Here is a 23,885-nt window from a genome sequence, read left to right as displayed (position 1 = left end):
CGTCGGCTCGTGCCGTTGGTGCAGAGAAGGGTGGCTGCGGACGCGACCGCGCGTTGATCCTTTCGGTTCCGTGCCTGTTCAATCAGCAGATGACTGAGACCGATGTCGACCTTGGCGCCGTCACCGCGCCCTCCGGGATGCTCGTGCTGGGGATGACGGGCTGGATCGACTACTGGCCGCAGGTCGGCCGGCCGCTGTCCGAGCGCGCCCGGACCGCGGTGGCCGCCGGCGGCGGCCACCTGCACGGACCCGACGGCGGGGACGGCGAGCCGTCCCCTTGGACGTGCGAGGCCATCGCCGTGGCAGCCGCCGCGGACCGGCCCCTGCGGGTACGGGCCCGGACCTCGGTGTCCCCCTTCGACGGGGAACCGACGATCGCCGTCCTGGAGGTCGGCCTCGGCATGCCCTGGACCGGCCCCGAGGACGGCGCAGCTGTACAGCTCGGCGACCTGCCGGTCGACCGATGCGGCATGGTCCTCGGCGACGCTCAGGCACTGGACACCTTCACCGGCCTGGCCGGACAGTCCGCCAACGGCCTGGCGGACGTCACCTATTGGGGCAAGTACGAAGACACCGTCCATGAGCGGTTCGGCGGTGACCGCATCCCGCACCACCCCAGCGGACACGGGCCACGCGGATGGCTCGACCTCCCCCTGGCCGAGGCCGAAGCGGTCGCCGAACGGCTCCGGACCTGGACCCGGGAAGGACCCGGCAACGGGCTGATGGTCTCCGTCGACGCCCACACCGACTTCCACCGGTTCAACCGGGCCGGCTGGAGCCACCCACTGCTGGCGGGTGTCATCGACGTCGGCGGCTGCCCCGTGCTCGGTCTCGGCTGGGACCCCGGGGACCACTCCATGCGCCACCGCGGGGAGCGGGCGTACCAGCAGGTCTACCCCGCCACCCTCGAACCCCGGGCAGGCGAAGCGGTACTGCGCTGGAGCATCCCGCCGTACGACGCCGACCGGTGAACCGCACTCCGGCATGAAGGGTGCCTGGAGCTCGGTCGAGCCGGACGGTTCGGGCCGGGCACGGACGCCAAGCGCAGCCGGGTCACCCCGCCGGGCAGCCCGGACAACGCGCAGTTGGACCCTGCGCCTGCTTGGCGCGAGGGATCAGGTCGATGCTTCGGGGGTGGCGACAGTCAGTCGATGCCACGCGTGGCCGCACCCGTCGGAGCAGAAGCGCTCCCGCCGGCGTTCGTCGGCGACAGCCAGCACCGCGATCAGCAGCCGGAATGACTTGAGACGCTCGTCGTGCGGGGTGAGGCCGGCGATCTTCCCGAGTTGCTGGTCGATCCGCCCTCGTACGATCAGAACGGCCGGCGTGTGCGTGGCACGAAGTCCAGCGCGTCGGATGCTTTCCGGGCCGTCCTCGGCGGTGGCCCGAGCCTGAATGCAGAAGTGTGACAAGAGGCGCAGGGTGTTGGACTGCTCTTCCGCGGAGAGGCTCTCGAACCACTCGATGCCCTGTGACATCGGCCGAAGCTCTTGGGCGAGCTCGTTGAGAGTGATGTACGGATCCAGCATTCGCACGCCCCCGTTGCGTTCGGATCGCCGTTGTCCATGGTGGTGCGATGTGGAAAGCCCCGAACCCGCCCTCACCGCTTCGGATCTGCACGTGGTGATGTGCTGTGCGATGTGCACCTTTACCTGTACGCCGTGCTGAGCTGCGCTGTTGAGTGGGGAGTCGAACCCCCGCGTTGCTCTTCACGCGCCAGGAGTGGGCTGGAAAACCGCCGGCCCTCGGTGTGTGCACGCCTCCGAAGCGGCTACCTGCTCCACATCGTTCCCCGCCTGCTGGACCACTCAGTCCAGCAGATCCGCCTCCCAGTTCGTACGCTGGATCCGAATGTCGACCTCGCGGATCTCCCGCGCGAGAACATCTGCCTGGCCGCGCAGTTCCGCCACCGGAAGCGCGGAAAGCATCAGCAGCTCGGACCGAAGCTGTCGGCCGTATCCCCGCTCGCCGCCACCCGCCGCCGCGTCCGCCGCCGCGGTGACCACGGAGTGACGCAACCGCAGGACGTCCCGGCGTGCGAGGGCATCGGTGAGCGTGCCGTCCGAACCCATCTCCACGGTGGCATTGGTCCGGTTGATCCGCCGGATCAACGTTTCCAGGGCGCTCAGCACCTCACCGGCCTCAGCCAGCAACTGGGCGGCGTCCTCGGCGGGCGTCTCCCCCTCCTGGTACCGCGCACTGCTGACGACGCGCGCTCGCAACTGCTCTACACGGCGCGTCGCTTCCGCACGTTCTGCCAGTGCCTCAGCAAGCTTCACTGTCGCCACCTCCCCCTCCGTGAGCTCGCACGAGTATACGAGTGCGAACCAGCCCATTCGCACTTGGATTTTGCTCCGCAGGAGCTCTGACCAGCCACTGGGGCGGGAGCGGACAGCCGCTCAGAGCGTCGGCAGCCGGGCGGCTTCATCCGGCGGACGCCCCTGGAGTGGGCGGGGCGCGGGGTGGGGAGGTGACGAATGCGGGGGCGTCGGGGGCCGGTGCCGGTCGTGGCGCTGTCGCCTCGCGACCGGGTCGGCCGTGGTTCGGTCACTCATCGCGGTCTGGAAGTCCGGGGGGAGCGCAGGGATCTCTGGCGTCGGTTCTGCCGAGTCCCGTCGCCCGCGGGTTCCCTGGTGTCCAGGGCCGGAGCGGTCACGAGAGCGTCCGGCAGGGCGCGGCGCGAGTTGATTCCGAGCTTGGTGTAGACCTTGCGCAGGTGCCATTCCACCGTGTGGGGGCTGATGAACAGCTCGGCGCCGATCTTCGCGTTCGTCATGCCGTCGGCGGCGAGGGTCGCGATCTGCGACTCCTGGGGGGTGAGGTCGGCGGCCAGTTTGGTCACGCGTGCCCGGACGTGTTCGCCGGTGGCGATCAGTTCGCGGCGGGTTCGCTCGGCGAAGGCGTTCGCCCGCATGCCGTCGAACATGTCGTATGCCGTGCGGAGGTGCTCACGGGCCAGTGAGGTGCGGCGGCTTCGGCGCAGCCATTCGCCGTACAGCAGGTGGGTGCGTGCGACCTCCACTACCACGCGGCCGCGGGTGAACTCCTCGATCGCGGTCTGGTAGAGGGTGTTGGCCTCCTCGCCGTCGGCGAGGAGGGCCTGGCTGCGGGCGCGGGCTCCGCGCGCCCATCCGGAGTCGACGGCGCGGGTCAGTTCGATCAGCCGGTCGAGTGAGGCCCGGGCCTGGTCGGGCTTGCCGCACCGGATCGCGGCCTCGACGTGTTCGACCAGCGACAGGCCGGTGAAGTTGAATCCGTCGTGGTCGATGCCCGAGCGGGCTGCGACCAGGGCTTCCTCGTAACGTGCCAGTCCGTTGAACAGCACGCCCTGGATGTAGCCCATGGCGCCCAGGAGGGACACCTCGCCGCGTTCCACGGCGCTGGCCCGGGCGTCTTCGATGATGCCGGCGGCGACCTCGGCGTCGCCCCGCCAGGCGGCCAGGACGAGCGTGGCGTACTTGTGCGGGGCGTGGCCGGTGGCGGCGGCGATCGTGTCGGCTTCGTCGATCATCCGGGCGGCCTCGGCGAAGTCGCCGTAGTGGATGTGGACTCCGCCGGCGTAGATGAGGGCCGGGGGCAGTGCGCCGAGCGCTCCGACGTCGCGGGCCAGGCGCACCGCGCGGGTCGCGAGGGTGTCCCAGGCGTGCAGGTCCCATGCGTAGTGGATGGAGGCTTCCAGGGCGACCGGGGCGAGCAGGAGCCAGCGCATGGTGGCTTCGCGGGTGGGGAGTTCCTCGTTCGCGAGGAGTTCCAGGGCGCCGCGCAGTGCGGTGAGGCCGGTGTCGTACTCGTCGGCGAGGAGTGCGGCCAGTCCGTCCAGGAGGAGGTCGGCGGCCTGCGATCCCGAGGAGGGTGTTCCGGAGCCGCGGGCTGCGACGGCTGCGGCACGGGCGCCTGTCCGGCCGTGGAGCCTGCCCGCGAAGACGGTCGCGCTGATCGCTTCGAGGTAGGTCTCCCGTGCCAGGGGTGAGCGGTCGGCGGCGAATTGCGCGGCGGCTTCGAGGAGCAGGGGGGCGGCCTCGTCACTGCGGCTGCGGGCGAAGAGGATTCTGGCTCGCAGACGTGCCAGGCGGGCGCGGTCCAGCGAGGTGAGCGGGCACAGTTCGGCCAGTGTCGCCTGCTCCGTCGCCCGGTCGGGCGCGGCCGCCGAGAAGTGCGCCTCGGCGGCGGCGACGGCTCGGCGGCCGCGCGCCCAGGCGTCGGGCGTCAACTGGGCCGCGCGTTCCAGCAGTACCGCTTCGGCGGCGATGCCGCCGCGCTGTCGTGCGCGGTCGGCGGCCTGTTCCAGTCCCGCGGCGGCGTCTTCGTCGGGGCCGGAGGCGGCTTGGGCTGCGTGCCAGGCGCGCCGGTCGGGGTCCGTGGTCGGGTCGGTGGCTGCCGCCAGCGCCCGGTGCACCGCTCGGCGTTCTTCCAGGTCGGCCTGGTGATAGACGGCCGAGCGGACCAGTGGGTGGCGGAAGCGGATGGAGCCTTGGAAGTCGATCAGGCCGGCGGTCTTGGCCGGTTCGACGTCGGGTGTGATCTCCAGTGCGGTGGCTGCGCGTACCAGGAGGCCGGCGTCGCCGACCGGTTCCGCGGCGGCGATCAGCAGCAGTGTCCGGGTCGGCGCCGGCAGCGCGGCGAGCCGATCGGCGAAGTCCTGTTCGACACGGCTGGAGACGGTTCCTTGTGCGCTGCGGTGCGTGGCGGAGTCCAGGCCGTAGGCGAGTTCCGCGGCGCTTCGGCCTCGGGAGAACTCCAGCAGGGCGAGGGGGTTGCCGTGCATCTCGGCGACGAAGCGGTCCCTGACCCGCTTCTCGAGCCGTCCTGCGACGGTGGCTCCGAGGAGTTCCGCGGCCGCGGCGGCGTCGAGGCCGCCGATCACTGTCTTCGGCAGGCCGGCGAGTGCGGTCTGCCCCTCGGGGTCGCGTACCGCGAACACCATGGCGACGGCTTCGGCGAGCAGTCGTCGGGCCACGAACTCGAGGGTCTGCAGGGACACTTGGTCCAGCCACTGGGCGTCGTCGACGACGACGAGCACCGGTTGGGTCTCGGAGGCCCGGGTGAGCAGGGTCAGCACGGCCAGACCGACCAGGAAGCGGTCGGGCGGGTCTCCGGCCGCCATCCCGAAGGCCACGCGCAGTGCGTCGCGCTGCGGGCCGGGGAGCGCGTCCACCTGGTTGAGGAAGGGTGCGCACAGTTGGTGCAGGCTCGCGTAGGGCAGTTCCATGTCGGCTTCGACGCCGCGGGCCCGGGTCACCGTCGTGTGGGTCGCGCGGGCGACCACGTACTCCAGGAGCACCGACTTGCCGATGCCCGCTTCGCCGCGAAGCACCTGTACCCGGGACTCGCCTGCGCGCAGGGCGACCAGAAGGTCGTCGAGCAACGCGCATTCACGTTGCCGGCCCACCAGGTCGGGATACGGGCTGGCGGTCATGGGAGACGGCTCCTAGGGCTGGGCGGAGGCGTGCCCCGGCGGTTGTCGGGACGATCGCTGGACGACGTAGGGGCACGGAAGCCTTGTGAACTGCGCGTTTGTTCGCTCCTGGGGGTGCTGTGCGGTGCGTTGATCGGGCCGGTTCAGCAGGTTGACCGGGATGGGCCCGGTTTTGTGACGCGGACGGCCTGCTTCCCGGCACCCGAGGCGGATCTTCGCTCGGGTGCTTGCGGGACGTACCCGTGGCCGGCTTCTGTTTCCGGGCTGCGGGGCTGCCGGGCTGGCGGGCAGCGGCTTCGGCGCGCTTCGGTGTCATGCGCGGCGGCAACCCGGTGGGCGGCGACAGCCCGGCGGGCCGGGGGCGGCCGGGCCGAGGCCCTGGCCTCCTCCGTTCCGGTCACGGCCGGTCACGGGGCACGGCCGCGGAAGCGGCGTGGTGTCAGATCAGTTCGAGACCGCCGTCGACCGTGATCACCTGGCCGGTCGCATGGCGTCCGGCGGGCTCCGCCAGCCGCAGGACCCAGTGGGCCATCTCGTCCGCGTCGGCGATGTGGTGCGTGGGGATGCGTTCGCGCTCGTAGGCGTACATGTCGTTGGCGGCTTCAGGGCTGAGGCCGGCGTGCAGCATGACGTCGGTCCGGGTGGGGCCGGGAGCGACCGCGTTGACACGGACGCCTTCGCCGGCGAGTTCGAGCGCCCAGCTGCGGGTCAGCTGCTCGATGGCGGCCTTGGTGGCCGCGTAGTGCGCGCCGCCGGCCATCGGCCGGTGCCCGTAGGTGCTGGAGAGGTTGATGATCGTTCCGGAGGTCTCCCGCAGATGCGGCAGGGCGGCGCGTGCGAGCAGGCTGGGAGCGACGACGTTGACCGCGAGGAGGTCGAGGACGATCTCCTTTTCCGTGTCCGCCAGCGGCATGACCGCTGTCGCTCCGGCGTTGTTGACCACGTGGTCGAGGCGTCCCCACTGCTGGACGGCGGTGCGGACGATCTCGTCGGGTGCGCCGTCCGCGCAGACGTCGACGGCCAGGATCTTGATGTTGCTGTTCATTGCCGCTGTCTTCTTCAGGGGCTCCTCGCGGCGGCCCACGCCGAGTACGTGCGCGCCGGCTTCTGCGAACGCGACAGCGGTGGCGCGTCCGATACCCGATCCGGCCCCGGTGACGATCGCAACATGCCCGGAGAAGGAGGTTCGACTGGTCGAGTTCGCGGTCATCAGACCCTCATCGTTCGAAGTTCATTGAACATAGAACATGATGTGCAACGTGTGCCACCTAGTCAAATTCGCGTCGCACGGGTGGGGCAGGAATCACAACGTTGGCGGTGTCGGCGCACCGCTCGGCCCCCGCGCCCGGGCAGTCAGTGCGCCCGAGCAGTTCAGTGCGGCATCACCAGCATGACGGCCGCGCCCAGGGCCATCGCGCCCTCCCCGGCCTGGCGGTAGGGCTCCGCGGCCGCCCCGGCGCCGGTGCCGGCGGCCACCGCCCACAGTGGCGGCATGGACCGCGTCAACGACCGCAACGCGCACCCCAGCAGAAGCATCGCCAGCAGCGCGGTGACCGCCGGCCCGGTCGCGGCGTGATGCGCCGGCGAAGAGCCGTCGGCCAGGTTCACGTGCTCGCGCTCCCCACCGGCATGAGGGGCCTGCAGCATCCACACCATCGCAGCCATACCGACCGTGTGCGGCAACCGGTCGACCAGCGCGGTCCCACGGTCGTTCCTCCGCACGATCGCGATCAGCGGAAACCACAGCGCGGCCGCGCCGAACAGGACCGTCATCGCCACCACGGGCAGCCCCCGGCTCCACTCCCGGCCCCAGTCCCAGTCCCGGCCCCAGGGCATGGCGGCCATCGCCACGGCCATCACGGCGTGCAGGAAGCCATCGACCCGGCCGCGCCATCCGCGGTCCGCCGACCGGCGTCCACGCCACAGGCCGTGCGCGGCCACGGCGGCGAACAGCACGGTCAGCAAGCAGCGCGGAACGAGGACAGCCGTATCCACGCCGGTCACACCGTCCGGCGGACGGCGGAACCGCCCCGCGGACACGCCCGGCCGGGCCGTAGCCCCCGGACACGGGCCCGCGGGCCCCGCCGGCACCCCGCTGCTGCCCCCGGGCGCGCCGTCACGACCGGCAGCGCGGCGCCTTCTGCGGTGATCGTCATGCCCTGCCGACCGAGCACGCCGGGCATCCGTGACAGAGACCGCGGTCACGGGGTCCGCCGCACGGCAGCCCTCCCCGCCACGCCCTCCCCGCCGCGCTCTCCCCGTCATGCCCTCCCTGCCGCGCCGGACGGCCTCGGCGCGTCACAGCGCCTCCGTACACGCGGTCCTACCCGTGAGCCGGGCAGAGCAGCACCCGCGCGCCCCCGCTCCCCCACGCAAAGGGCCCCTCGACCGGCCCTCGCCCGTCCTTCCCGGGCCGCGAACAGAACCATCAAAAGAATGTGGCCGCCGAGCGTCACACGAAGCGTTCAGGGCCGGTCGTCTCCCCTGTAGCCAACAACAGCATCCCGAAAGGATTGCCACTATGAAGGTCGTAGTCATCGGCGGTACCGGACTCATCGGCTCGAAGCTGGTCGCCAAGCTCAATGAGCACGGCCACGAGGCAGTGCCCGCCGCTCCCAACACCGGCGTCAACACACTGACGGGTGAGGGCCTGGCCGAGGTCCTGAGCGGAGCGTCGGTCGTGGTCGACGTGTCCAACTCCCCCTCGTTCGAGGACGACGCGGTCCTGGAGTTCTTCCGCACCTCGACCACCAACCTCCTCAAGGCGGAGGCGAACGCCGGAGTGGGCCACCACGTCGCCCTCTCGGTGGTGGGTACCGAACGGCTCCAGCAGAGCGGCTACTTCCGCGCCAAGCAGGCCCAGGAAGAGCTGATCAGGTCGTCGGGGATCCCGTACTCCATCGTCCACGCCACCCAGTTCTTCGAGTTCATGAAGAGCATCGCCGCGGCGGCGACCGACGGCGACACGGTCCGCCTGGCCCCGGTCAAGATCCGTCCGGTCCACTCCGACGACGTCGCCGCCACGGTGGGACGTACGGCCGTCGGCACACCGGTCAACGGCGTGGTGGAGGTGGCGGGCCCGGACACCTTCCAGCTGGACGAGCTGATCGGCAAGGGCCTCGCCGCCAGGAACGACCCCCGGCACGTCGTGACGGACGTGCACGCCCCCTACTTCGGTGCGGAGCTGCGGGAGGACACCCTGCTGCCCGGCCCGGACGCCAACATCGCGGAGACCCGTTTCGCCGACTGGCTCGCGCAGCAGTGATCGCCGGGTGACGGCCGCCCGCGGCTCTCACCCCGCCGGGGGCCTGCCGTCCGCACCGCGGACGGCAGGCCCTTCCCCGTGGAGCGACAAACGCATAGAAAAGGCATGCATCATGTTCGTGCGAAAAGACCAGCCGGCATCCCGGGAGCCGCATTCCTATGCGGCACTGACCGGCACCTACGCCATAGATCCGGTCCACAGCACGATCGGATTCGCCGTCCGGCACGCCATGATCTCGAACGTCCGGGGCCGGTTCACCCGCTACGAGGGCCTCCTCAAGCTCGACGGATCCGACCCCGCCCGCTCCGAGGCCCATGTGAGCATGCAGACGAACAGCACGGAAACAGGGATTCAGGAACGCGACGCACACCTGAAAGGACCGGAATTCTTCGACTCCGCGACCTTCCCGCTGATGGTCTTCCACAGCACCGGGATCTCGCCGCTCGGCCACGACGCCTTCCGTCTCGACGGCCGCCTGAGCATCAAGGGCATCGAACTCCCCCTCGCCCTCGACATCGCATTCGGAGGGGCCGGCGAGGACGCCTACGGACAGCAGCGGGTCGGCTTCGAGGCCACGGCCACGCTCCGTCGCTCCGACTGGGGGCTGACCTGGAACACCGCGCTGGAGACCGGTGGCGTCCTCATCAGCGACAAGGTCACGCTGACCCTGGACATCTCGGCGGTACGGGTCGAGGAGACCCCGGCGGTGTGACACACGACGGTGCGGGCCGGAGGCGCTTCGATCCCCCGCCCGCATCATCGACCGCCACACCGCCGCCCCGCGCCCCCGCTCGGCACAACATGTTGTGACATCCCCGTGGGTCCGGACCGGTGCGACGACCACTCGGCCGTCGCCGGGGCGCCGCTCCTACGCCGCGGACATCGTCCTGGTTCCGGTCATCCGTGCCGCACGTCGGCGCAGGGCGCGGCGTTCCGCCTCCGTGGTGGCGCCCCAGACACCCTCCACCGGGCCGCTCTCCAGGGCCCAGTCCAGGCAGCGCCCCATCACGGGGCAGCGGCGGCAGACGGCCTTGGCCTCGTCCGTCTGCAGAAGGGCCGGCCCTCTGTCATGGGTGCCGATCGGGAAGAAGAGGTCAGGGGCCTCGTACCGGCAGAGCGAGCGTTCACGCCAGTCCATGAGGCACCTCCTGGGGGATGCATGCGTACGGTCGCGGTTCCATACCTGTGAGACCGGACAACCGATGGGCGTGTGACGCCGCTCCCACGGCCGCAAAGACAGTGGGACACCGTGCGCCGCCCGCCTCCGCACCGGCCCCCCGCTGCCTGCCGCCGGGGCGCCGTCCTGCCTGTTGAGCAGGCACGTCCGGCATGTGGCGTCGCAGGCCCGGGCACCCAGGACGTTGTTATGCTCCCCGCGTGGGGCGGCTCGGGACGAACGACGACGGCCGCAGGCCACTGCGCGGCAGGAAGCGCGAGCGCGACGCGCTCGACGCGGTCACCCGTGCCGTCGAGGCGGGCCGAAGTGCCGTCCTGGTCCTGCGCGGTGAGGCCGGGATGGGGAAGACGGCCCTCCTGGACCATCTGGCGGCACGCGCGGCCGGCCACCGCGTCACGCGGGGAGCAGGCGCCGAATCCGAGATGGAACTGCCCTACGCAGGGCTGCACCAGCTCTGCGCCCCGTTCCTCGAACATGCCGCGCGTCTTCCGGGCCCGCAGAGAGAAGCGCTCTCCACGGCCTTCGGGCTCAGCACGGCACCGCCTCCGGACCGGTTCCTGGTCGGCCTGGCCGTCCTCGGGCTGCTGACCGACGCGGCTGCCGAGAAACCCTTGTTCTGCCTCGTGGACGATGCGCAATGGCTCGACAAGGTGTCCGCGCAGACCATGTCGTTCGTGGCGCGGCGCATGCTCGCCGAACCGCTCGCGATGGTGTTCGCCACCCGGGAGCCCCCGGGACGGGACGACTTCGCCGACCTGCCCGGGCTGACGCTTGAGGGCCTGGCGAACGCCGATGCCCGCGCCCTGCTGGATTCGGTGCCGGGGACGCCCGTGGACGACCAGGTCCGCGAGCGGATCCTCGCCGAGGCGCGGGGCAACCCGCTGGCCCTGCTGGAGCTCCCCCAGGACCGCAGGGACGCGGAACCCGCCGACGCCCTCGGTCTGCCCGACCCGGGCCCGGTGGCCAAGCGGATCGAGCGGAGCTACCTCACCCGGGTGCGCGCCCTCCCCGCCGACACCCAGCGCGTCCTGCTGCTCGCCGCCGCGGAACCGATCGGCGATGTCACCCTGCTGCGCCGTGCGACGAGACGCGTGGACATCGCCCCTGGCGCGGTCGGCCCGGCCGTGGCCGCCGGGCTGCTCGACATCGGTGCGCTGGTGCGCTTCCGGCATCCGCTTCTGCGCTCGGCGATCTACCGCTCGGCGTCGCTGTCCGACGTACGGGAGACCCATCGCGTACTGGCGGAGGTGACCGACCGGTCCCTCGACCCCGACCGCCGCGCATGGCATCTGGCGCGGGCGACCGTACGCCCCGACGAGGCCGTCGCAGCCGACCTGGAAGCGGCCGCCGGACGCGCGATGTCGCGGGGCGGAGCTGCCGCGGCGGCTGCCTTCCTCGCGCACGCGGCGGTGCTGACCCCCCAACCGCGCCGCAAGGCCGCCCGGGCTCTTGCCGCCGCCGAGGCGAAGCTCCGCGCGGGTGCGCCGACCGCGGCACGCGAACTGCTGGCCCTGGCCGAGAGCACCGCCGCGGACGAACGCGGTCGCGCCCGGGCAGCGCTGCTGCGGGCCCGCATCGCCTTCTCCTCGACCCACGGCGCCGAAGCGCTGACCGCCCTGCTGGCCGCCGCGCGGGATCTCGTACCGCTGGACGCGGACCTGGCCCGGGAGACGTTCCTCGACACCATCTCGGCCGCCACGTTCGCGGGACGCCCCGCTTCCGGGATCGACGTCCGCAACATCGCGGCAGCCGCCCAGCAGATCGCACCCCGCGCGGCGAACCCCCCTCGCCATGTCGATCTGCTGCTGGACGCCCTGTCCACCCGCTTCTCCGACGGGTACGAGGCCGCAGCCGACGCTTCACGCGCCGTGGTGCGAGCCCTCCGCCAGGAGACCGGGACCGAGGAAGTCCTGCGCTGGTCGTGGCTGGCCTCCGTGCTCGCGGCGGAGATGTGGGACGACCGGGCCTGGACCGAACTGTCGGAGCGGCACGTGCGGACCGCCCGCGCCGTCGGCGCACTGGCCGAGCTGCCGCTCGCACTGAACTCACGGGTCGTCGTCCACGTGAGCGCGGGCGAACTGGAGGCCGCCGCCCTGCTCACCGCGGAGATCGCCGCGATCCAGGAGGCCGCCGACAGCGGCTTCACGGCGTTCGGCACGCTGACCCTCGCCGCCTGGCAGGGCCGTGACCGTGAGGCGGCCGACCTGATCCGTGCCGGCATGGACGGCACGGCGGGCCGCGAGGAGACGGGGTTCGGGGTGGCCATCACGCAGCGCGCGCTGGCCGTCCTCTACAACAGCCTGGGCATGTACGAGGAGGCCCTGGCCGCCGCCCGTGAGGCGAGCCGCGATCCGTGGAACCTGATCGCGGCGAACCGGGCGCTCGTCGAGCTCGTGGAGGCCGGGGCACGCCTCGGTCGCCCCGAGGTGGCGGAGCCGGCGCTGGCCCGGCTGACGCGGATCACGGATGCCGCCGGCACGGACTGGGCGCTCGGCACGCAGGCACGCTCACGCGCCCTGCTCACCCGGGGCGCCGAAGCCGACACGCTGTACCGCGAGGCCGTCGAGCGGTTCGAGCGCACCCTGGTCCACTCGGAGCTCGCCCGGACGCACCTCGCGTACGGGGAGTGGCTGCGCCGTGAGAACCGGCGCGGTGACGCCCGTCATCACCTGCGCACCGCGCACGCGATGTTCAGCACGTTCGGTGCGGAGGCGTTGGCCGAACGCGCCGTGCGCGAGCTGCGGGCGACCGGCGACACCCTGTCCGCCCGCACGGGCGCCGCCCCAACGCCGCTGACCGCCCAGGAGAAGCAGATCGCGCAGCTCGCCCGCGGCGGACTGACGAACTCCGAGATCGGTGCGCAGCTGTTCCTCAGCCCGCACACCGTGGAGTGGCACCTGCGGAAGGTGTACGCGAAGCTCGGCATCAACTCCCGCCGGCAGCTGCACATGGCGCTCTGACCCCCGCGGGCACTCCCGCGGGCACTGCCGCCCGCCCGTCCGCCGGCCCGGGGGCCGCCGTGAAGTGACCCGGGGCGGTCCGGGGCCCGGCCCGGGTCCGCAGGGGCGGTGACCGCCCCCTCCCCGGCCGCGGTCGCCACCCGCCAGGCGACACCTCCCCCTGGCGGCATCGGTACACCCGCGACCCCACCCGGCTCCGCTCCCCCGCGCCGGAGGCACTGGGCGGCAAGGCGCGAGAAGGCCACCTCAGGGGCACACGGCCCGTCGCACAGCTCACGGACAAACCGCCACAGACCACCGACCCCCGGGTCTTCCAGCGCCCGACCCCCGGGGTCTTTCGTCCCACCACGCAGTGCGTGGCCACGGGTTCACCACGCACTTCCCACGGCCTTTCATGGGCGCGGTCGCGGCTGCCCGAACGGGAGGTTGGTTCCACAAGCACTCCGGCCCATCGGCCACCTATCGGAGGAGCAGATCGTGGACACCGACCTGATCGACGCAAGGCGCCCGCACACCGCGCACCGCACGCCGGCAATCCCTGACATCGAAAGCCTGGACGCCGCCGCGTCCATGTTCACGCAGGCCCGCCCTTCCTTGCTGCACATCGCCCATCGCATCGTCGGCAGCCCGGCCGAGGCCGAGGACATCGTCCAGGAGGTGTGGCTGAGACTGCAGCGCACGGACCGGGCAGCCGTGCACAACCCGTCGGCCCTGCTGCGGACAATCACCACTCGGCTGGCGATGAACGTGGTGCAGTCAGCCCGTCGACGCCGGGAGTTCAGCGCCAGTACGTGGCTTCCCGAATCGACGGACCTCGACGCGACGCCGGAGGCAGTCGCCGAGCAGCAGAACGCCGTCGAGGAAGCGGTCGCCCTGCTGCTGGGCATTCTGACGCCCAGGCAGCGCGCGGCCTACATACTGCGTGAGGGCTTCGGCTACTCCTACGACCAGATCGCCTCGCTTCTCCAGCTCAGCGTCGTCAATTCACGCCAGCAGGTGTCACGCGCCCAGAAGAGGATCGGCAGCCGGCATCAGCGCCAGGAGGTCGACGCCATCATGCACCGTCGCCTCGTGCAGGCCTTCCTGGGAGCAGCGCACACCGGCGACCTGACCCACCTGGAACGCCTCCTCCTCGCGGACGCCAACTGATGCCGGCCCTTCCGCGGGCACGCGCCGCCTGTCCGCGCGGAACGCACGGGTCGCGCAGGTCGCGCAGGCCGGCACGGGCGGCTAGGACAGGGCTGCGCCGTCCAGCCGTTCGAGGGTGATCTCCTTGCGTGAGGAGATCCCCATCTTCACGAACACCTTGCGCAGATGCCACTCGACGGTGTGCGGACTGAGCAGCAGGCGGGCGCCGATCTCGGGGTTGGTGAGCCCGCCGTGGGCCAGCCGGGCGATCTCCGCCTCCTGCCGGGTCAGGACCTTGGGCTCCACCGTGCTGCGCCGGTCGACGCCGGCGCCCGCCGCCTGGAGTTCCCGGCGGGCCCGTTCCGCGAAGGCCTCGGCTCCGACCGCGGCGAACACCTCGTGTGCCCGGCCCAGTTGGGCGCGGGCGTCCGCCGGCCGGCCCTGGACGCGCAGCCACTCCCCGTAGCGGAGCCGGGCACGGGCGCTGTCCATGCGGACCTGCGTGCCGCCGAGCAGGTCGATGGCCTCGCGGTGCAGGGCGTCGGCGGCCTGACCCTCACTCATCAGCGCACGGACCCCTGCGGCGACACCGAGGGCCCACGGCGTTGCGCTGGCCCGTGCCATCTCGTCGATCGTCCGCGCCTCGTGGGCCACTTCCTCCCGTCGGTCGAGTCCGGCGGCCGCCTCGACGAGTTCCACCCTCGACTGCAGGGACAGCCCGAGTTCCTGCGGGTTCTCGCACCCGCGCAGGGCCGCCGCGTACGCCTGGTCGTAGTGGCCCAGACCGTTGTGGAGAACCGCCTCGGCCCACTGCGTGGCCGTCAGGACCTTGCCCTCCCCGCGGAGGAGCCGGTCCTGGGTGATGGCGTCGATGGCCGCCCGCGTCGCGGACTCCCGTCCTCTGAACGGCTCCACGACCAGCGCCCCGTAGTGTGCGAAGAAGCTGCTGCCCGTCGCCTCTCCGATCGCCTGCGCCTCCGCGACCAGGGAGTCGGCTGCTCGGAGGTCACCGGCGAACACCCGGTTGGACAGGCGGAGCAGCAGGGCCGAGGACAGCACGGCGAGTGCGCCCGCCTCCCGCGCACGGTCGACCAGCCGCTCGGACAGCACGGTCCAGGCTTCGAAGTCCCAGATGTTGTGCGCCATCCGGCACACCAGCGGCAGCCAGTCCAGGTCGGCCTCCCGGGAGACCTCCCCGGTACGGAAGGCGGTCACGGCCCAGCGCAGTGTCGGCGCCCCGTACGCGTAGCCGTCGGTGACCACCCGTGACAGGCCCAGCAGGAGAGCGTCCTCCCGCGTCGGGGTGTCCGCGTGGCTCGGTGCGCTCAGTACGGCTTCCGCCACGTCACGGACCCCGCCTCGGGCCAGTCGGCCCGCGGTGAGCGCCGCGTAGATCGCGTCGCGGTAGGTCTGGCGGGCGAGCCCGGCGTCGAAGGGCTGCAGACGCTTGGCCGCCTCCAGCAGCAGCGGCAGGCCGGCGCCGGCGCTCTTCGACGCGGACATGATCTGCCCGCGCAGCAGGCCGGCCTGTGCGGCGCCGGCTTCGTCGAGAGAGCTCCGCTCGGCCTCCTCGACCAGTTCACGTGCCGCCTCGAAGGCTCCTGCCTGGAACTTGGCCCGTGCCGCGGCGAGGGCTCTGCCGCCGCGGTGCGCCGGGTCCGGTGTCAGCTCCGTGGAGCGCTCCAGGAAGGCCGCCGCGGCCGCGATGCCCCCACGCGCCCGCGCCCGCCCGGCCGAGCGCTCCAGTTCGGCGGCCACGTCCTCGTCGGGGCCCGCCACCGCACCGGCCAGGTGCCAGGCGCGCCGGTCGGGATCCGTCTCGGCGTCGATCACGTCGGCCAGGGCCTGGTGCACACGCCGCCGGTCGGTGGCACCGACCGCGCGATACGCCGCGGAACGCACGAGTGGGTGCCGAAAACGCGCCCAGGTGCCGAACGTGATCAGCCCGGAGGCCTCGGCGTTCGTCACGGCGTGGTCCACCGGGATCCCCAGCCGTTCGCCCGCTCGCCGGATCAGGGTCACATCGCCCACGGACTCGGCCGCGGCGAGGACGAGGAACTGCTGCGTCTGCTCGGGGAGCGAGGCGATACGGCGGACGAAGCCGCTTTCGATCTGACTGGACAGCGGCCGGGCATCGGCCTCCGCGGCTCCTGCGGCCAGTTCGACGTCGGTCAGCCCGCGCGGGAGTTCCAGAAGGGCCAGCGGATTGCCCCGCGTCTCGGCGACGATACGGTCCCGCACCCCCTGGTCGATCGGAGCGGCGACGACCGAGTCGAGCAGTTGGCGGGACTCGCGCTCCGTCAGACCGCGCAGCACCAGTTCGGGCAGCCCCGGCAGAACCTCGCGCTCGCTGGGTTCCCGCACGGCCAGAACGAGCAGGATGGAGTCGGCGGCCAGTCGACGGGCCACGAACTGCAGCGTCTGGGCGGACACACTGTCCAGCCATTGGGCGTCGTCGACCACGCACAACAGTGGCTGGTCGCCCACATGTCCGGCGAGCAGGCTCAGCGCGGACAGGCCGACCAGGAACCGGTCGGGAGCATCACCGAGCTGCAGTCCGAACGCCGTGCGCAGCGCGTTGCGCTGCGGCTCCGGCAGAGCGTCCACGTGCTCGAGCAGCGGTGCGCACAACTGGTGCAGGCCGGCGTAGGACAGCTCCATCTCCGACTGCACACCGGCGGCCCGGACCACCCGGAATCCGTCGGCCCGCTCCAGCAGGTACCTCAGCAGTTCGCTCTTGCCGATACCCGCCTCGCCCCGCAGGACCAGGACCTCGCTCCGCCCTGTTCTGACGCCGGCCAGAAGGCCGTCCAGCACCTGGCGCTCGTGCCTGCGCCCGATGAGGCCGGTCCTCGTTCCATCCCGCGCCATGACAGCCTCCCAGCTGCCACGATACCGGGCACCCCCGCGGCGGGCGGACTCCCCGGGCCTCCTGTCGGGGGGCCGTATCCGCTGGTCAGGTCGCCATGCTCGCCACCAGGGCGCCCACGAACAGGACGGCGCTGACCGTCGTCATGGCCAGCAGTGTTCCGCGCAGCCACCGTCCGACCCGGTTGCGGCGCACCTTGTGCACCGCGCTGATGCTGTCGGCGATGTGATCGGTGACCATCCGCGCGACATGGCGCTGCTCGTCGAGGTACCAGCGTTCCAGTTCACGCTTCTGGCCGGGGCTGAAGTCCGTTGCCCGTGCGGTGAATTCGGCCAGGCGCCGACGGGCCGCACCGAGGTGGGCCTCCCGGTACAGGTATGCCTCGATGTCGGTCAGGCCGCGGGCCGCTGTCTGCTTGTCCGTGTCCATCGTGTGCTCCGAGGTCGAATGCGGCCTTCAGGGGGTGTCGCGGTCACCGTCCGCAGGCGCGGGCACCGGTCCGAGGCGGGGCACTGGTGCGCAGGCGCGGGCACAGTGCCAAGGGGGGCCGCGTCCGGGGCGTGGCGGCCGGCCGATCGCGTACGGGATCGGCCGGCCGACCGTGGTCCGGCCCGGCCGCGGCATGTCAGCGGGTGGCCTGCGCCGCCTCGTTGATCAGGCGTGCGACGTCACCGGGACGCGAGACGCCGACGGCATGCGAGGCGGGAACGCTCACCACCGTGGCGTTCGCCCGTTCGGCCATGAAGGTCTGCGCCTGCGGCGGGATGTTCTTGTCCTCGGTGGCCACCAGCACCCATGAGGGAACGTCCCTCCAGGCCGGTGCGGAGGCGCCCTCGCCCAGCGCGGCGTCGGTCACCGGACGCTGGGTGGCCGCCATGAGGGCCGTGGTCCCTTCGGCGACATCGGCGGCGAACTGCTGGTGGAACTTCGCGTTCTCGATGTACAGGTCGGTGACCCGGCTGCCGTCGGGCAGCGCCAGGGGCACCGGACGCAGGGCCTCGCCGAGGGTGCTGCCGGGGAACTTGCCCGACAGCGCGACGGCGCTCTCGCCCTCGTCCGGCAGGAAGGCCGCGACGAACACGAGCGCCTTGACGTTGCCGAGGCCCTTGGCGGCGCTGCTGATGACGCAACCGCCGTAGGAGTGTCCGACGAGCACGACCGGGCCGTCGATGGAGGTCACCAACTGCCTGACGTAGTCGGCGTCGCCGCTGAGTGTCCGCAGCGGATTGCTCGCGGCCACCACCGGGTATTCGTGCGCCTGGAGCTTTTCCACGACCCCGTTCCAGCTCGATGAGTCCGCGAATGCGCCGTGGACGAGAACGACGGTTGCCTTCTGTTCGCTCATGGGATGGGCCTTTCAAAGGGAAACGAAACGACATGCCGGAAGGCGCTCGTGTTCGAGCGCGTGAGGACGGCCTTTTCTCAGTCGGTGCCGAGTGCCTTGCGCAGGACGTGGACGGCCTGCTCGACAGCGGCGGTCGAGGCCTGCGTTCCGCGGACGGGGTTGAGCATCATGAAGTCGTGCAGGCTCGCGTTGTAGCGGATGCTGGTGGTGGCCACACCCGCCTGGATGAGCTTGCGGGCGTAGGCCTCGCCCTCGTCCCGCAGCACGTCGTTCTCGTCGACGACGACGAGCGCCGGCGGCAGGCCCTGAAGGTCCTCGAGCGTGGCCCGCAGCGGGGACGCGGTGATCTGCGCGCGCTCGGCGGGGTCGGTGGTGTAGGCGTCCCAGAACCACTCCATGCCCTTCGCCGTCAGGTGGGGGCCGTGGGCGAAGGTCCGATAGCTCTCGGTGTCCTGGCCGGCGTCGGTCACCGGGTAGTACAGCGACTGGTGCAGGAAGGCCACGTCACCGCGCTGCTTGGCCATGTGGGTCAGAGCGGCGGCCATGTTGCCGCCCACCGAGTCGCCGGCGACGACGAGGCGGGAGCCGTCCAGGCCCTCCTCGGCCCCGGCGGTGGTGATCCACTGCGCGGTGGCGTAGGCCTGCTCGATGGCCACGGGGTACTTGGCCTCGGGGGACCGGTCGTACTCCACGAAGACCACGGCAGCCCGGGCGCCGACGGACAGTTCCCGCACCAGGCGGTCGTGCGTACCGGCGTTGCCGAGGATCCAGCCGCCGCCGTGGATGTAGAGGACCACCGGCAGGACACCGGTGGTGCCGGCCGGCTTGACGATGCGCACCCGCACGTCACCGACGCCGGCGGGAAGCGTGATCCACTTCTCGTCGATCTCCGGCTTGTCGATGGGCTGCGCCTGGACGTCGTCGAGGAGCTTGCGCGCTCCCTCGACCCCGAGTTCGTGCAGCAGCGGCGGCTTGGCGGTCGCGTCGGCGAAATCCTGGGCGGCGGGTTCGAGAATGATGTCGCTCACGGCATGCTCCTTCGGCAAGGACGGGTCTGGGGTTTTCACCCACTGAGACCCGGCCGGGAGCCTGTGTGTGACACGACACCCTGAAAAGAGGTCCGCGCCGTCCTGCCCGGGACCGCTATTCGAGACTCTCGCGGCTGTCGGAAGGACTCGGAAGCAGCATTCCGTCGACATAGAGATCAACGCGTTCGTTGTAGAACGCGGTCATGCCCGCAATACGGTTGGCGTGAATCGTGGGGTAGTCGATCGTCCAGGCGATGTCGGTACGCAGCCCGGCGGCTCCGTCGAACGACCAGTAGCTGCTCGTCGCCCCCTTGTAGGGACATCGGGTCACGGTGTCGGAGTGGATCAACCTGGCCCAGTCGATGTGGGTGCGGTCCAGGTAGTAGCGGGTGGGCATACCGGTCTCGAACAGCTTCACGCAGTCGGGAGCCTCCGCGAGCACCTCGCCGTCCACCTCCACTCGTACGGTGCTGGAGGAACGCAGGGCATCGACCCGCGCGTACGGACTTCTGGCGTGGACGAAGAGCGGCTCGTCCTCCTCGAACCAGGTGTCCAGGGCGTCCCATTCGAAGCGCACGGTGTTGTGCAGCGCTCCCTGAGCGCCCTCTCCCCAGACCCATGCCGCGCCCGCACGGACCTCCGGTCCCACGCGAAGGGTGTGACGGTGGGCGGGTCCGGCCCCGAGCTGCTCCGTGTGCCTGTCGTCGTCCAGCACACCCTCGACCAGGTCCTCGACGGGGATGCTGAACTGCGGGTAGGCCTGCCACTCCCAGACGTACAGGGCGCGGCGGGTGTCGAAGGCGACACGCCCGCCGACCAGGCCCCGGATGCGGCGCGGCACGGGTTCGACGTGCCCGACCGGCACGATCAGACTGGGGTACAGGACGCTCTCGACTGCCATGGTGGTCACCTTGGTTCGTTCGCTGAGGGTGCGCTTGCCAGGTAATCGCGGGCGGTCGCGGCTTCAGGGGCCGCTCGACAGCACCCACACATTCGATGGTATCCGCTGTGAACAGTGGCAGTACCGGTGACACCAAGCGCAGGATGCCCGGCCGGATGAGCCGTCACCACGTCACGGTGTGAGGAGACTCCATCATGGCCGCACGCGTCAACCACGTCGGCAACGGCCCGTGCAGGGACAGAGCCCATCCGGGCTCGGCCGGCCTGGTCGCAGCCGCGCCGTTGCGCCGTTGCGCCGTTGCGCCGTTGCGCCGTTGCGCCGTTGCGCCGTTGCGCCGAAACCGTCACACCCTCCGCCGTGGAGCGGTCATGTCTGGAGTACCCCCCTGCCACCGCCACCCCCGCGGCGCGGCCGGCCCGAAACCGAAGGACCGCCATGACGACCCGCCCCGATCCCGCCGCGCTGCGACACGTGAGAACCGATGTGCTGGACATCGCCTACTACGAGACCGGCCCCGCGGACGGTGACACCGTGCTGCTCCTGCACGGCTTCCCCTACGACATCCACTCGTACGACGCCGTGGCCCCGCTCCTGGCCCAGCAGCGGTTCCGTGTCATCGTGCCCTACCTGCGCGGACACGGACCCACCACCTTCCTGTCCGCGTCACAGCCGCGTTCGGGGCAGCAGGCCGCCCTCGGGGCGGACGTCATCGCGCTCCTGGACGCCCTCGACGTCGAACAGGCCTACGTCGCGGGATACGACTGGGGCGGCCGCGCCGCCAACATCGCCGCGGCCCTGTGGCCCCACCGGATCCTCGGGCTGGTCTCGGTCAACGGCTACCTCATCCAGGACATCGGCTCGGCGGCGAACCCCGTGGCGGCCGAACTGGAAGCCGGCTTCTGGTACTTCTACTACTTCCTCACCGAGCGGGGCCGGGCCGGTCTCGCCGCCGACCCCCAGGGCGTCGCACGCGTCATATGGAAGCGGAACTCCCCCGAGTGGCCCTTCACCCAGGAGGACCTGGCCCGCACCGCGCACGCCTTCACCAACCCCGACTACACCGATGTCGTCATCCACTCCTACCGCCACCGACTGGGCTTCGCACCGGGCGCCGAACCCTACGCGCAGCTGGAAGCCCGCCTGGCCGAACTGCCCGGCATCCCGGTCGCGACCATCACCCTGGACGGCACGGCCGACGGGAACTTCCCCGCTACGGACGGTTCATCGACCGCCCGCCACTTCACCGGCCCCCGACTGCACCGCCAGGTGGCCGGCGCCGGCCACAACCTCCCGCAGGAACGCCCGCACGCCTTCGCCGAAGCCGTACGGGACGTCCGGGCGCTGCGCCACGAGAACGCGCCGCACGGCACCCGCTGACACCAGGACCCGCCATGCTCACCACTCCCCCGCACGACACCCCACCTGCCCTGCGCCTTGCCAGTGCCCGCGGCAGGTGGACCCTGCTGGCCACCGTCACGGGCTCCGGCGTGGTCCTGCTCGGCTCGACCGCCACCAACGTGGCGCTGCCCGACATCGGCCGCGACTTCGACGCCGGCCTCACGGTGCTGCAGTGGACCGTCAACGCCTACATGCTCACCCTGGCGGGGCTGATGCTCCTGGGCGGAGCGCTGGGCGACCGCTTCGGCAGACGCCGCGTCTTCGTCGTGGGAACCCTGTGGTTCGCGGCGGCCTCACTGCTGTGCGCGATCGCACCCGACGCCTACACCCTGATCGCCGCGCGAGCGCTGCAGGGCGTCGGGGGCGCCCTGCTCACCCCGGGAGCACTGGCCATCATCGAAGCCTCGTTCCATCCGGACGACCGCCCCCGTGCGATCGGCCTGTGGTCGGGATTCGGCGGCGTCGCAGCGGCCCTCGGCCCCTTCGTCGGCGGCTGGCTGGTCGACGGAGCCGGCTGGCGCTGGACCTTCTTCCTCACCCTTGCCCCTGCGCTGCTGTGCGCGCCGCTGGCCCTGCGCCATGTGCCGGAGTCCAAGAGCACCCACCTGCAGGAGACCGCCCCGCTCGGCGAGAAGAGCCGTCGACCGCCGGGATTCGACGTCACCGGGTCCGCCCTGGCCGCGCTGACGCTCGCCCTGGCCACGTATGCGCTGACCGAGGCCCGTACCGGCGGGCCGGTGGCCGTCGGCGCAGCCGCGGGCAGCATCCTGGCCGGCTGGGCGTTCCTGCTGGTCGAGCGGCGCAGCGCCCATCCCGTCGTGCCGCTGTCGATCTTCTCGTCCCGGCAGTTCAGCGCCGTCAACGTGATCACCCTGTGCGTCTACGCCGGCACCGGGGGATTCTTCTTCCTCACCGCTCTGGAGCTCCAGATCGTCGTCGGGTACTCGGCCCTCGCGGCAGGGGCGGCCATGCTGCCGAACACCGCGCTGATGCTGTTGTTCTCCTCCCGCTCAGCCGTGTTCGCCAAGCGCTTCGGGCCGCGCACACCGCTCACGCTGGGCCCGCTGGTGTGCGGTGTGGGCATGCTGCTGATGCTGCGCGTCGGCCCCTCCGCCTCCTACCTGCGTGACGTCCTGCCCGCCCTGCTCGTCATGGGGTGCGGCATGGTCCTCATGGTCGCCCCGCTGAGCGTGACGTTGCTGTCCTCGGTGGACGCCGAGCACGCCGGGCTGGCCAGCGGCGTCAACAACGCGGCCGCGCGGGCCGCCGGACTGGTGGCCGTCGCCGGACTGCCCCTGCTGGTCGGCATGGGACCGGACGCCTACCGGTCGGCCGCGGCATTCGACATGTCGTTCAGCCGGGCCATGCCACTGTGCGCCGGACTGCTGATCGCCGGCGCCCTGGTGGCCTTCACCCTGCTGCCGCGCACCACCGCGACCGCCCACCGTTCGTACGGCGGGGCGCACGGCTGGCTGATGGAGCCGCTGCCGCTGTCCCGCTACGCCCATCACCGCAGCGCCGACTGACCGCCCGGCGTCCAGGACAACGGGGCGGCGAGCACTGGTGCGCGCCGCCCCGCCGCCGCACTCGGCACTATGAACCGAGCGCCAACCGCGCCGTCCTGTGCCGGGGTTCGACCCGGGCGAAGCGCCCCGCGATCCGGCCCATCAGGCCATCAGGCCCTCGAACGCGCCCCGTCAGCGGGCGAGTTCTATGCTGTGGCCCGGGCCGGCGTCTCCTCGTCAGTCCACACGATCACGATGACCAACGGTGGCCGCACCCGTCTCCACACCCCGTCAGGGTCGAGCAGTTCCGCCTGCCGCCCTGAGTCAGGAGGACATGTGCAACGCGGCGAAGTCTGGTGGGTGGAGTTCGACGAGCGGCGGCCGGTCGTACTGCTGTCGGGAGACGACGCGTCCGGGATCCGGGTGATGCAGGTCGTCGCTCCGGCGGGCGTCGACATCAGCGGTCTGGGCGTCGAAGTGCACGTAGGTGCCATGGAAGGACTGCCCTTTGAAGGCGTGCTGCGGTTCGCGCTCCCGCACCCCGGCTTCACCCCCTGCACGTGGCTGACCACCGTGTCCCGGGACGACCTGATCGAGCGCGCGGGCATCCTGCCCTCCGCGAAGCTCAGCGAGATCGACGATGCCCTCCGACTCGCTGAACAAGCGCAGGAGCAGACCCCGGCGACGACCGCGAAGCTCCGCGAGATGAGGGACGCCCTCCGTCTCGGTGAACTCAGGTAGAGGAAGAGGGAGCCAACGGCGTGGGCGGTCTCGGTCAGATGGCCAGCACTGTCCGACTGTCGCCTCGGCGCCACTCACCGTCGAGATCACGATCCACGGCTGGAGTACCAGTCGAAAGGTTGTGGAGACGGGTCTCTCGTCCTCCTCCCTGG

At 71.5% G+C, this 23,885-nt stretch carries 19 protein-coding genes; 8 read left to right on the top strand and 11 right to left on the bottom strand.

Features of this window, described 5'->3' with window-relative positions; translation table 11 throughout:
- Positions 1-89 precede the first annotated feature (89 nt).
- The gene (locus tag IE265_RS38620) at positions 90-971 is read left to right on the top strand and encodes a hypothetical protein (RefSeq protein ID WP_229916607.1); all 882 of its coding nucleotides are present in this window, start codon (positions 90-92) and stop codon (positions 969-971) included.
- A 144-nt stretch (positions 972-1,115) separates the two neighbouring features.
- Here IE265_RS38620 and IE265_RS27680 read toward each other — a convergent pair whose 3' ends face one another.
- The 5 genes from IE265_RS27680 to IE265_RS27660 form a co-directional block, all read right to left on the bottom strand.
- The gene (locus tag IE265_RS27680) at positions 1,116-1,529 is read right to left on the bottom strand and encodes a DUF5958 family protein (protein ID WP_190038420.1); all 414 of its coding nucleotides are present in this window, start codon (positions 1,527-1,529) and stop codon (positions 1,116-1,118) included.
- 279 nt (positions 1,530-1,808) lie between these two features.
- Complete coding sequence (locus tag IE265_RS27675; protein ID WP_190038467.1) at positions 1,809-2,279, bottom strand: DIP1984 family protein; 471 nt, start codon at positions 2,277-2,279, stop codon at positions 1,809-1,811.
- Between the two features lie 272 nt (positions 2,280-2,551).
- Entirely contained in the window at positions 2,552-5,416 is a 2,865-nt protein-coding gene (locus IE265_RS27670; protein ID WP_190038419.1) for a helix-turn-helix transcriptional regulator, read from the bottom strand.
- Positions 5,417-5,855: 439 nt separating this feature from the next.
- Positions 5,856-6,626 carry an SDR family NAD(P)-dependent oxidoreductase gene (locus IE265_RS27665; protein ID WP_190038418.1) on the bottom strand — a complete coding sequence of 257 codons (771 nt, stop codon included), beginning with the start codon at positions 6,624-6,626 and terminating at the stop codon, positions 5,856-5,858.
- 161 nt (positions 6,627-6,787) lie between these two features.
- Positions 6,788-7,411 carry a DUF5134 domain-containing protein gene (locus tag IE265_RS27660; protein WP_229916605.1) on the bottom strand — a complete coding sequence of 208 codons (624 nt, stop codon included), beginning with the start codon at positions 7,409-7,411 and terminating at the stop codon, positions 6,788-6,790.
- A 526-nt stretch (positions 7,412-7,937) separates the two neighbouring features.
- Here IE265_RS27660 and IE265_RS27655 point away from each other — a divergent pair.
- A complete protein-coding gene (locus IE265_RS27655) occupies positions 7,938-8,681 on the top strand; it encodes an SDR family oxidoreductase (protein WP_190038416.1) in 744 nt (247 codons plus the stop codon).
- Positions 8,682-8,793: 112 nt separating this feature from the next.
- Positions 8,794-9,393 (top strand): YceI family protein, encoded by a 600-nt coding sequence (locus IE265_RS27650; protein WP_190038415.1) that lies wholly within the window; start codon positions 8,794-8,796, stop codon positions 9,391-9,393.
- Between the two features lie 156 nt (positions 9,394-9,549).
- Here the strand turns inward: IE265_RS27650 and IE265_RS27645 are convergent, their stop codons facing one another.
- The gene (locus tag IE265_RS27645; RefSeq protein WP_190038414.1) at positions 9,550-9,819 is read right to left on the bottom strand and encodes a WhiB family transcriptional regulator; all 270 of its coding nucleotides are present in this window, start codon (positions 9,817-9,819) and stop codon (positions 9,550-9,552) included.
- A 239-nt stretch (positions 9,820-10,058) separates the two neighbouring features.
- Here IE265_RS27645 and IE265_RS27640 point away from each other — a divergent pair, with 239 nt between their 5' ends.
- Complete coding sequence (locus IE265_RS27640) at positions 10,059-12,818, top strand: helix-turn-helix transcriptional regulator (protein ID WP_373303028.1); 2,760 nt, start codon at positions 10,059-10,061, stop codon at positions 12,816-12,818.
- A 477-nt stretch (positions 12,819-13,295) separates the two neighbouring features.
- Positions 13,296-13,967, top strand: coding sequence for a sigma-70 family RNA polymerase sigma factor (locus IE265_RS27635; protein WP_190038412.1), 672 nt, complete (start codon positions 13,296-13,298; stop codon positions 13,965-13,967).
- An 81-nt stretch (positions 13,968-14,048) separates the two neighbouring features.
- Here IE265_RS27635 and IE265_RS27630 read toward each other — a convergent pair whose 3' ends face one another.
- From IE265_RS27630 to IE265_RS27610, 5 genes are all read right to left on the bottom strand, one after another.
- A complete protein-coding gene (locus tag IE265_RS27630) occupies positions 14,049-16,817 on the bottom strand; it encodes an ATP-binding protein (RefSeq protein WP_190038411.1) in 2,769 nt (922 codons plus the stop codon).
- 85 nt (positions 16,818-16,902) lie between these two features.
- Entirely contained in the window at positions 16,903-17,244 is a 342-nt protein-coding gene (locus tag IE265_RS27625; RefSeq protein WP_190038410.1) for a hypothetical protein, read from the bottom strand.
- Positions 17,245-17,440: 196 nt separating this feature from the next.
- Positions 17,441-18,160, bottom strand: coding sequence for an alpha/beta fold hydrolase (locus IE265_RS27620; RefSeq protein WP_190038409.1), 720 nt, complete (start codon positions 18,158-18,160; stop codon positions 17,441-17,443).
- A 77-nt stretch (positions 18,161-18,237) separates the two neighbouring features.
- The gene (locus IE265_RS27615; RefSeq protein ID WP_190038408.1) at positions 18,238-19,188 is read right to left on the bottom strand and encodes an alpha/beta hydrolase; all 951 of its coding nucleotides are present in this window, start codon (positions 19,186-19,188) and stop codon (positions 18,238-18,240) included.
- Positions 19,189-19,303: 115 nt separating this feature from the next.
- A complete protein-coding gene (locus IE265_RS27610; RefSeq protein WP_190038407.1) occupies positions 19,304-20,089 on the bottom strand; it encodes a DUF427 domain-containing protein in 786 nt (261 codons plus the stop codon).
- A gap of 435 nt (positions 20,090-20,524) precedes the next feature.
- Between IE265_RS27610 and IE265_RS27605 the strand changes: the two genes are divergently transcribed.
- The 3 genes from IE265_RS27605 (at position 20,525) to IE265_RS27595 (ending at position 23,733) form a co-directional block, all read left to right on the top strand.
- Positions 20,525-21,466, top strand: a complete 942-nt coding sequence (locus tag IE265_RS27605; RefSeq protein WP_190038406.1) for an alpha/beta fold hydrolase — start codon at positions 20,525-20,527, stop codon at positions 21,464-21,466.
- 14 nt (positions 21,467-21,480) lie between these two features.
- Entirely contained in the window at positions 21,481-23,013 is a 1,533-nt protein-coding gene (locus IE265_RS27600; RefSeq protein ID WP_190038405.1) for an MFS transporter, read from the top strand.
- Between the two features lie 315 nt (positions 23,014-23,328).
- Positions 23,329-23,733 carry a type II toxin-antitoxin system PemK/MazF family toxin gene (locus IE265_RS27595; protein WP_190038404.1) on the top strand — a complete coding sequence of 135 codons (405 nt, stop codon included), beginning with the start codon at positions 23,329-23,331 and terminating at the stop codon, positions 23,731-23,733.
- Positions 23,734-23,885: the final 152 nt, after the last annotated feature.

Origin of the sequence: Streptomyces fructofermentans, from assembly GCF_014651055.1 — a bacterium.
GTDB lineage: Bacteria > Actinomycetota > Actinomycetes > Streptomycetales > Streptomycetaceae > Streptomyces > Streptomyces fructofermentans.
The sequence above is the reverse complement of the archived record's forward strand: the minus strand, read 5'-3'. Positions and strand labels throughout refer to the sequence as shown.

What these genes read in the sequence shown, in the direction of transcription:
- IE265_RS38620 (WP_229916607.1), top strand. Translation starts at nt 90, where the DNA reads ATGACTGAGACCGATGTCGACCTTGGCGCCGTCACCGCGCCCTCCGGG.
- IE265_RS27680 (WP_190038420.1), bottom strand. Translation starts at nt 1,529, where the DNA reads ATGCTGGATCCGTACATCACTCTCAACGAGCTCGCCCAAGAGCTTCGG.
- IE265_RS27670 (WP_190038419.1), bottom strand. Translation starts at nt 5,416, where the DNA reads ATGACCGCCAGCCCGTATCCCGACCTGGTGGGCCGGCAACGTGAATGC.
- IE265_RS27665 (WP_190038418.1), bottom strand. Translation starts at nt 6,626, where the DNA reads ATGACCGCGAACTCGACCAGTCGAACCTCCTTCTCCGGGCATGTTGCG.
- IE265_RS27655 (WP_190038416.1), top strand. Translation starts at nt 7,938, where the DNA reads ATGAAGGTCGTAGTCATCGGCGGTACCGGACTCATCGGCTCGAAGCTG.
- IE265_RS27650 (WP_190038415.1), top strand. Translation starts at nt 8,794, where the DNA reads ATGTTCGTGCGAAAAGACCAGCCGGCATCCCGGGAGCCGCATTCCTAT.
- IE265_RS27645 (WP_190038414.1), bottom strand. Translation starts at nt 9,819, where the DNA reads ATGGACTGGCGTGAACGCTCGCTCTGCCGGTACGAGGCCCCTGACCTC.
- IE265_RS27630 (WP_190038411.1), bottom strand. Translation starts at nt 16,817, where the DNA reads ATGGCGCGGGATGGAACGAGGACCGGCCTCATCGGGCGCAGGCACGAG.
- IE265_RS27625 (WP_190038410.1), bottom strand. Translation starts at nt 17,244, where the DNA reads ATGGACACGGACAAGCAGACAGCGGCCCGCGGCCTGACCGACATCGAG.
- IE265_RS27620 (WP_190038409.1), bottom strand. Translation starts at nt 18,160, where the DNA reads ATGAGCGAACAGAAGGCAACCGTCGTTCTCGTCCACGGCGCATTCGCG.
- IE265_RS27610 (WP_190038407.1), bottom strand. Translation starts at nt 20,089, where the DNA reads ATGGCAGTCGAGAGCGTCCTGTACCCCAGTCTGATCGTGCCGGTCGGG.
- IE265_RS27605 (WP_190038406.1), top strand. Translation starts at nt 20,525, where the DNA reads ATGACGACCCGCCCCGATCCCGCCGCGCTGCGACACGTGAGAACCGAT.
- IE265_RS27600 (WP_190038405.1), top strand. Translation starts at nt 21,481, where the DNA reads ATGCTCACCACTCCCCCGCACGACACCCCACCTGCCCTGCGCCTTGCC.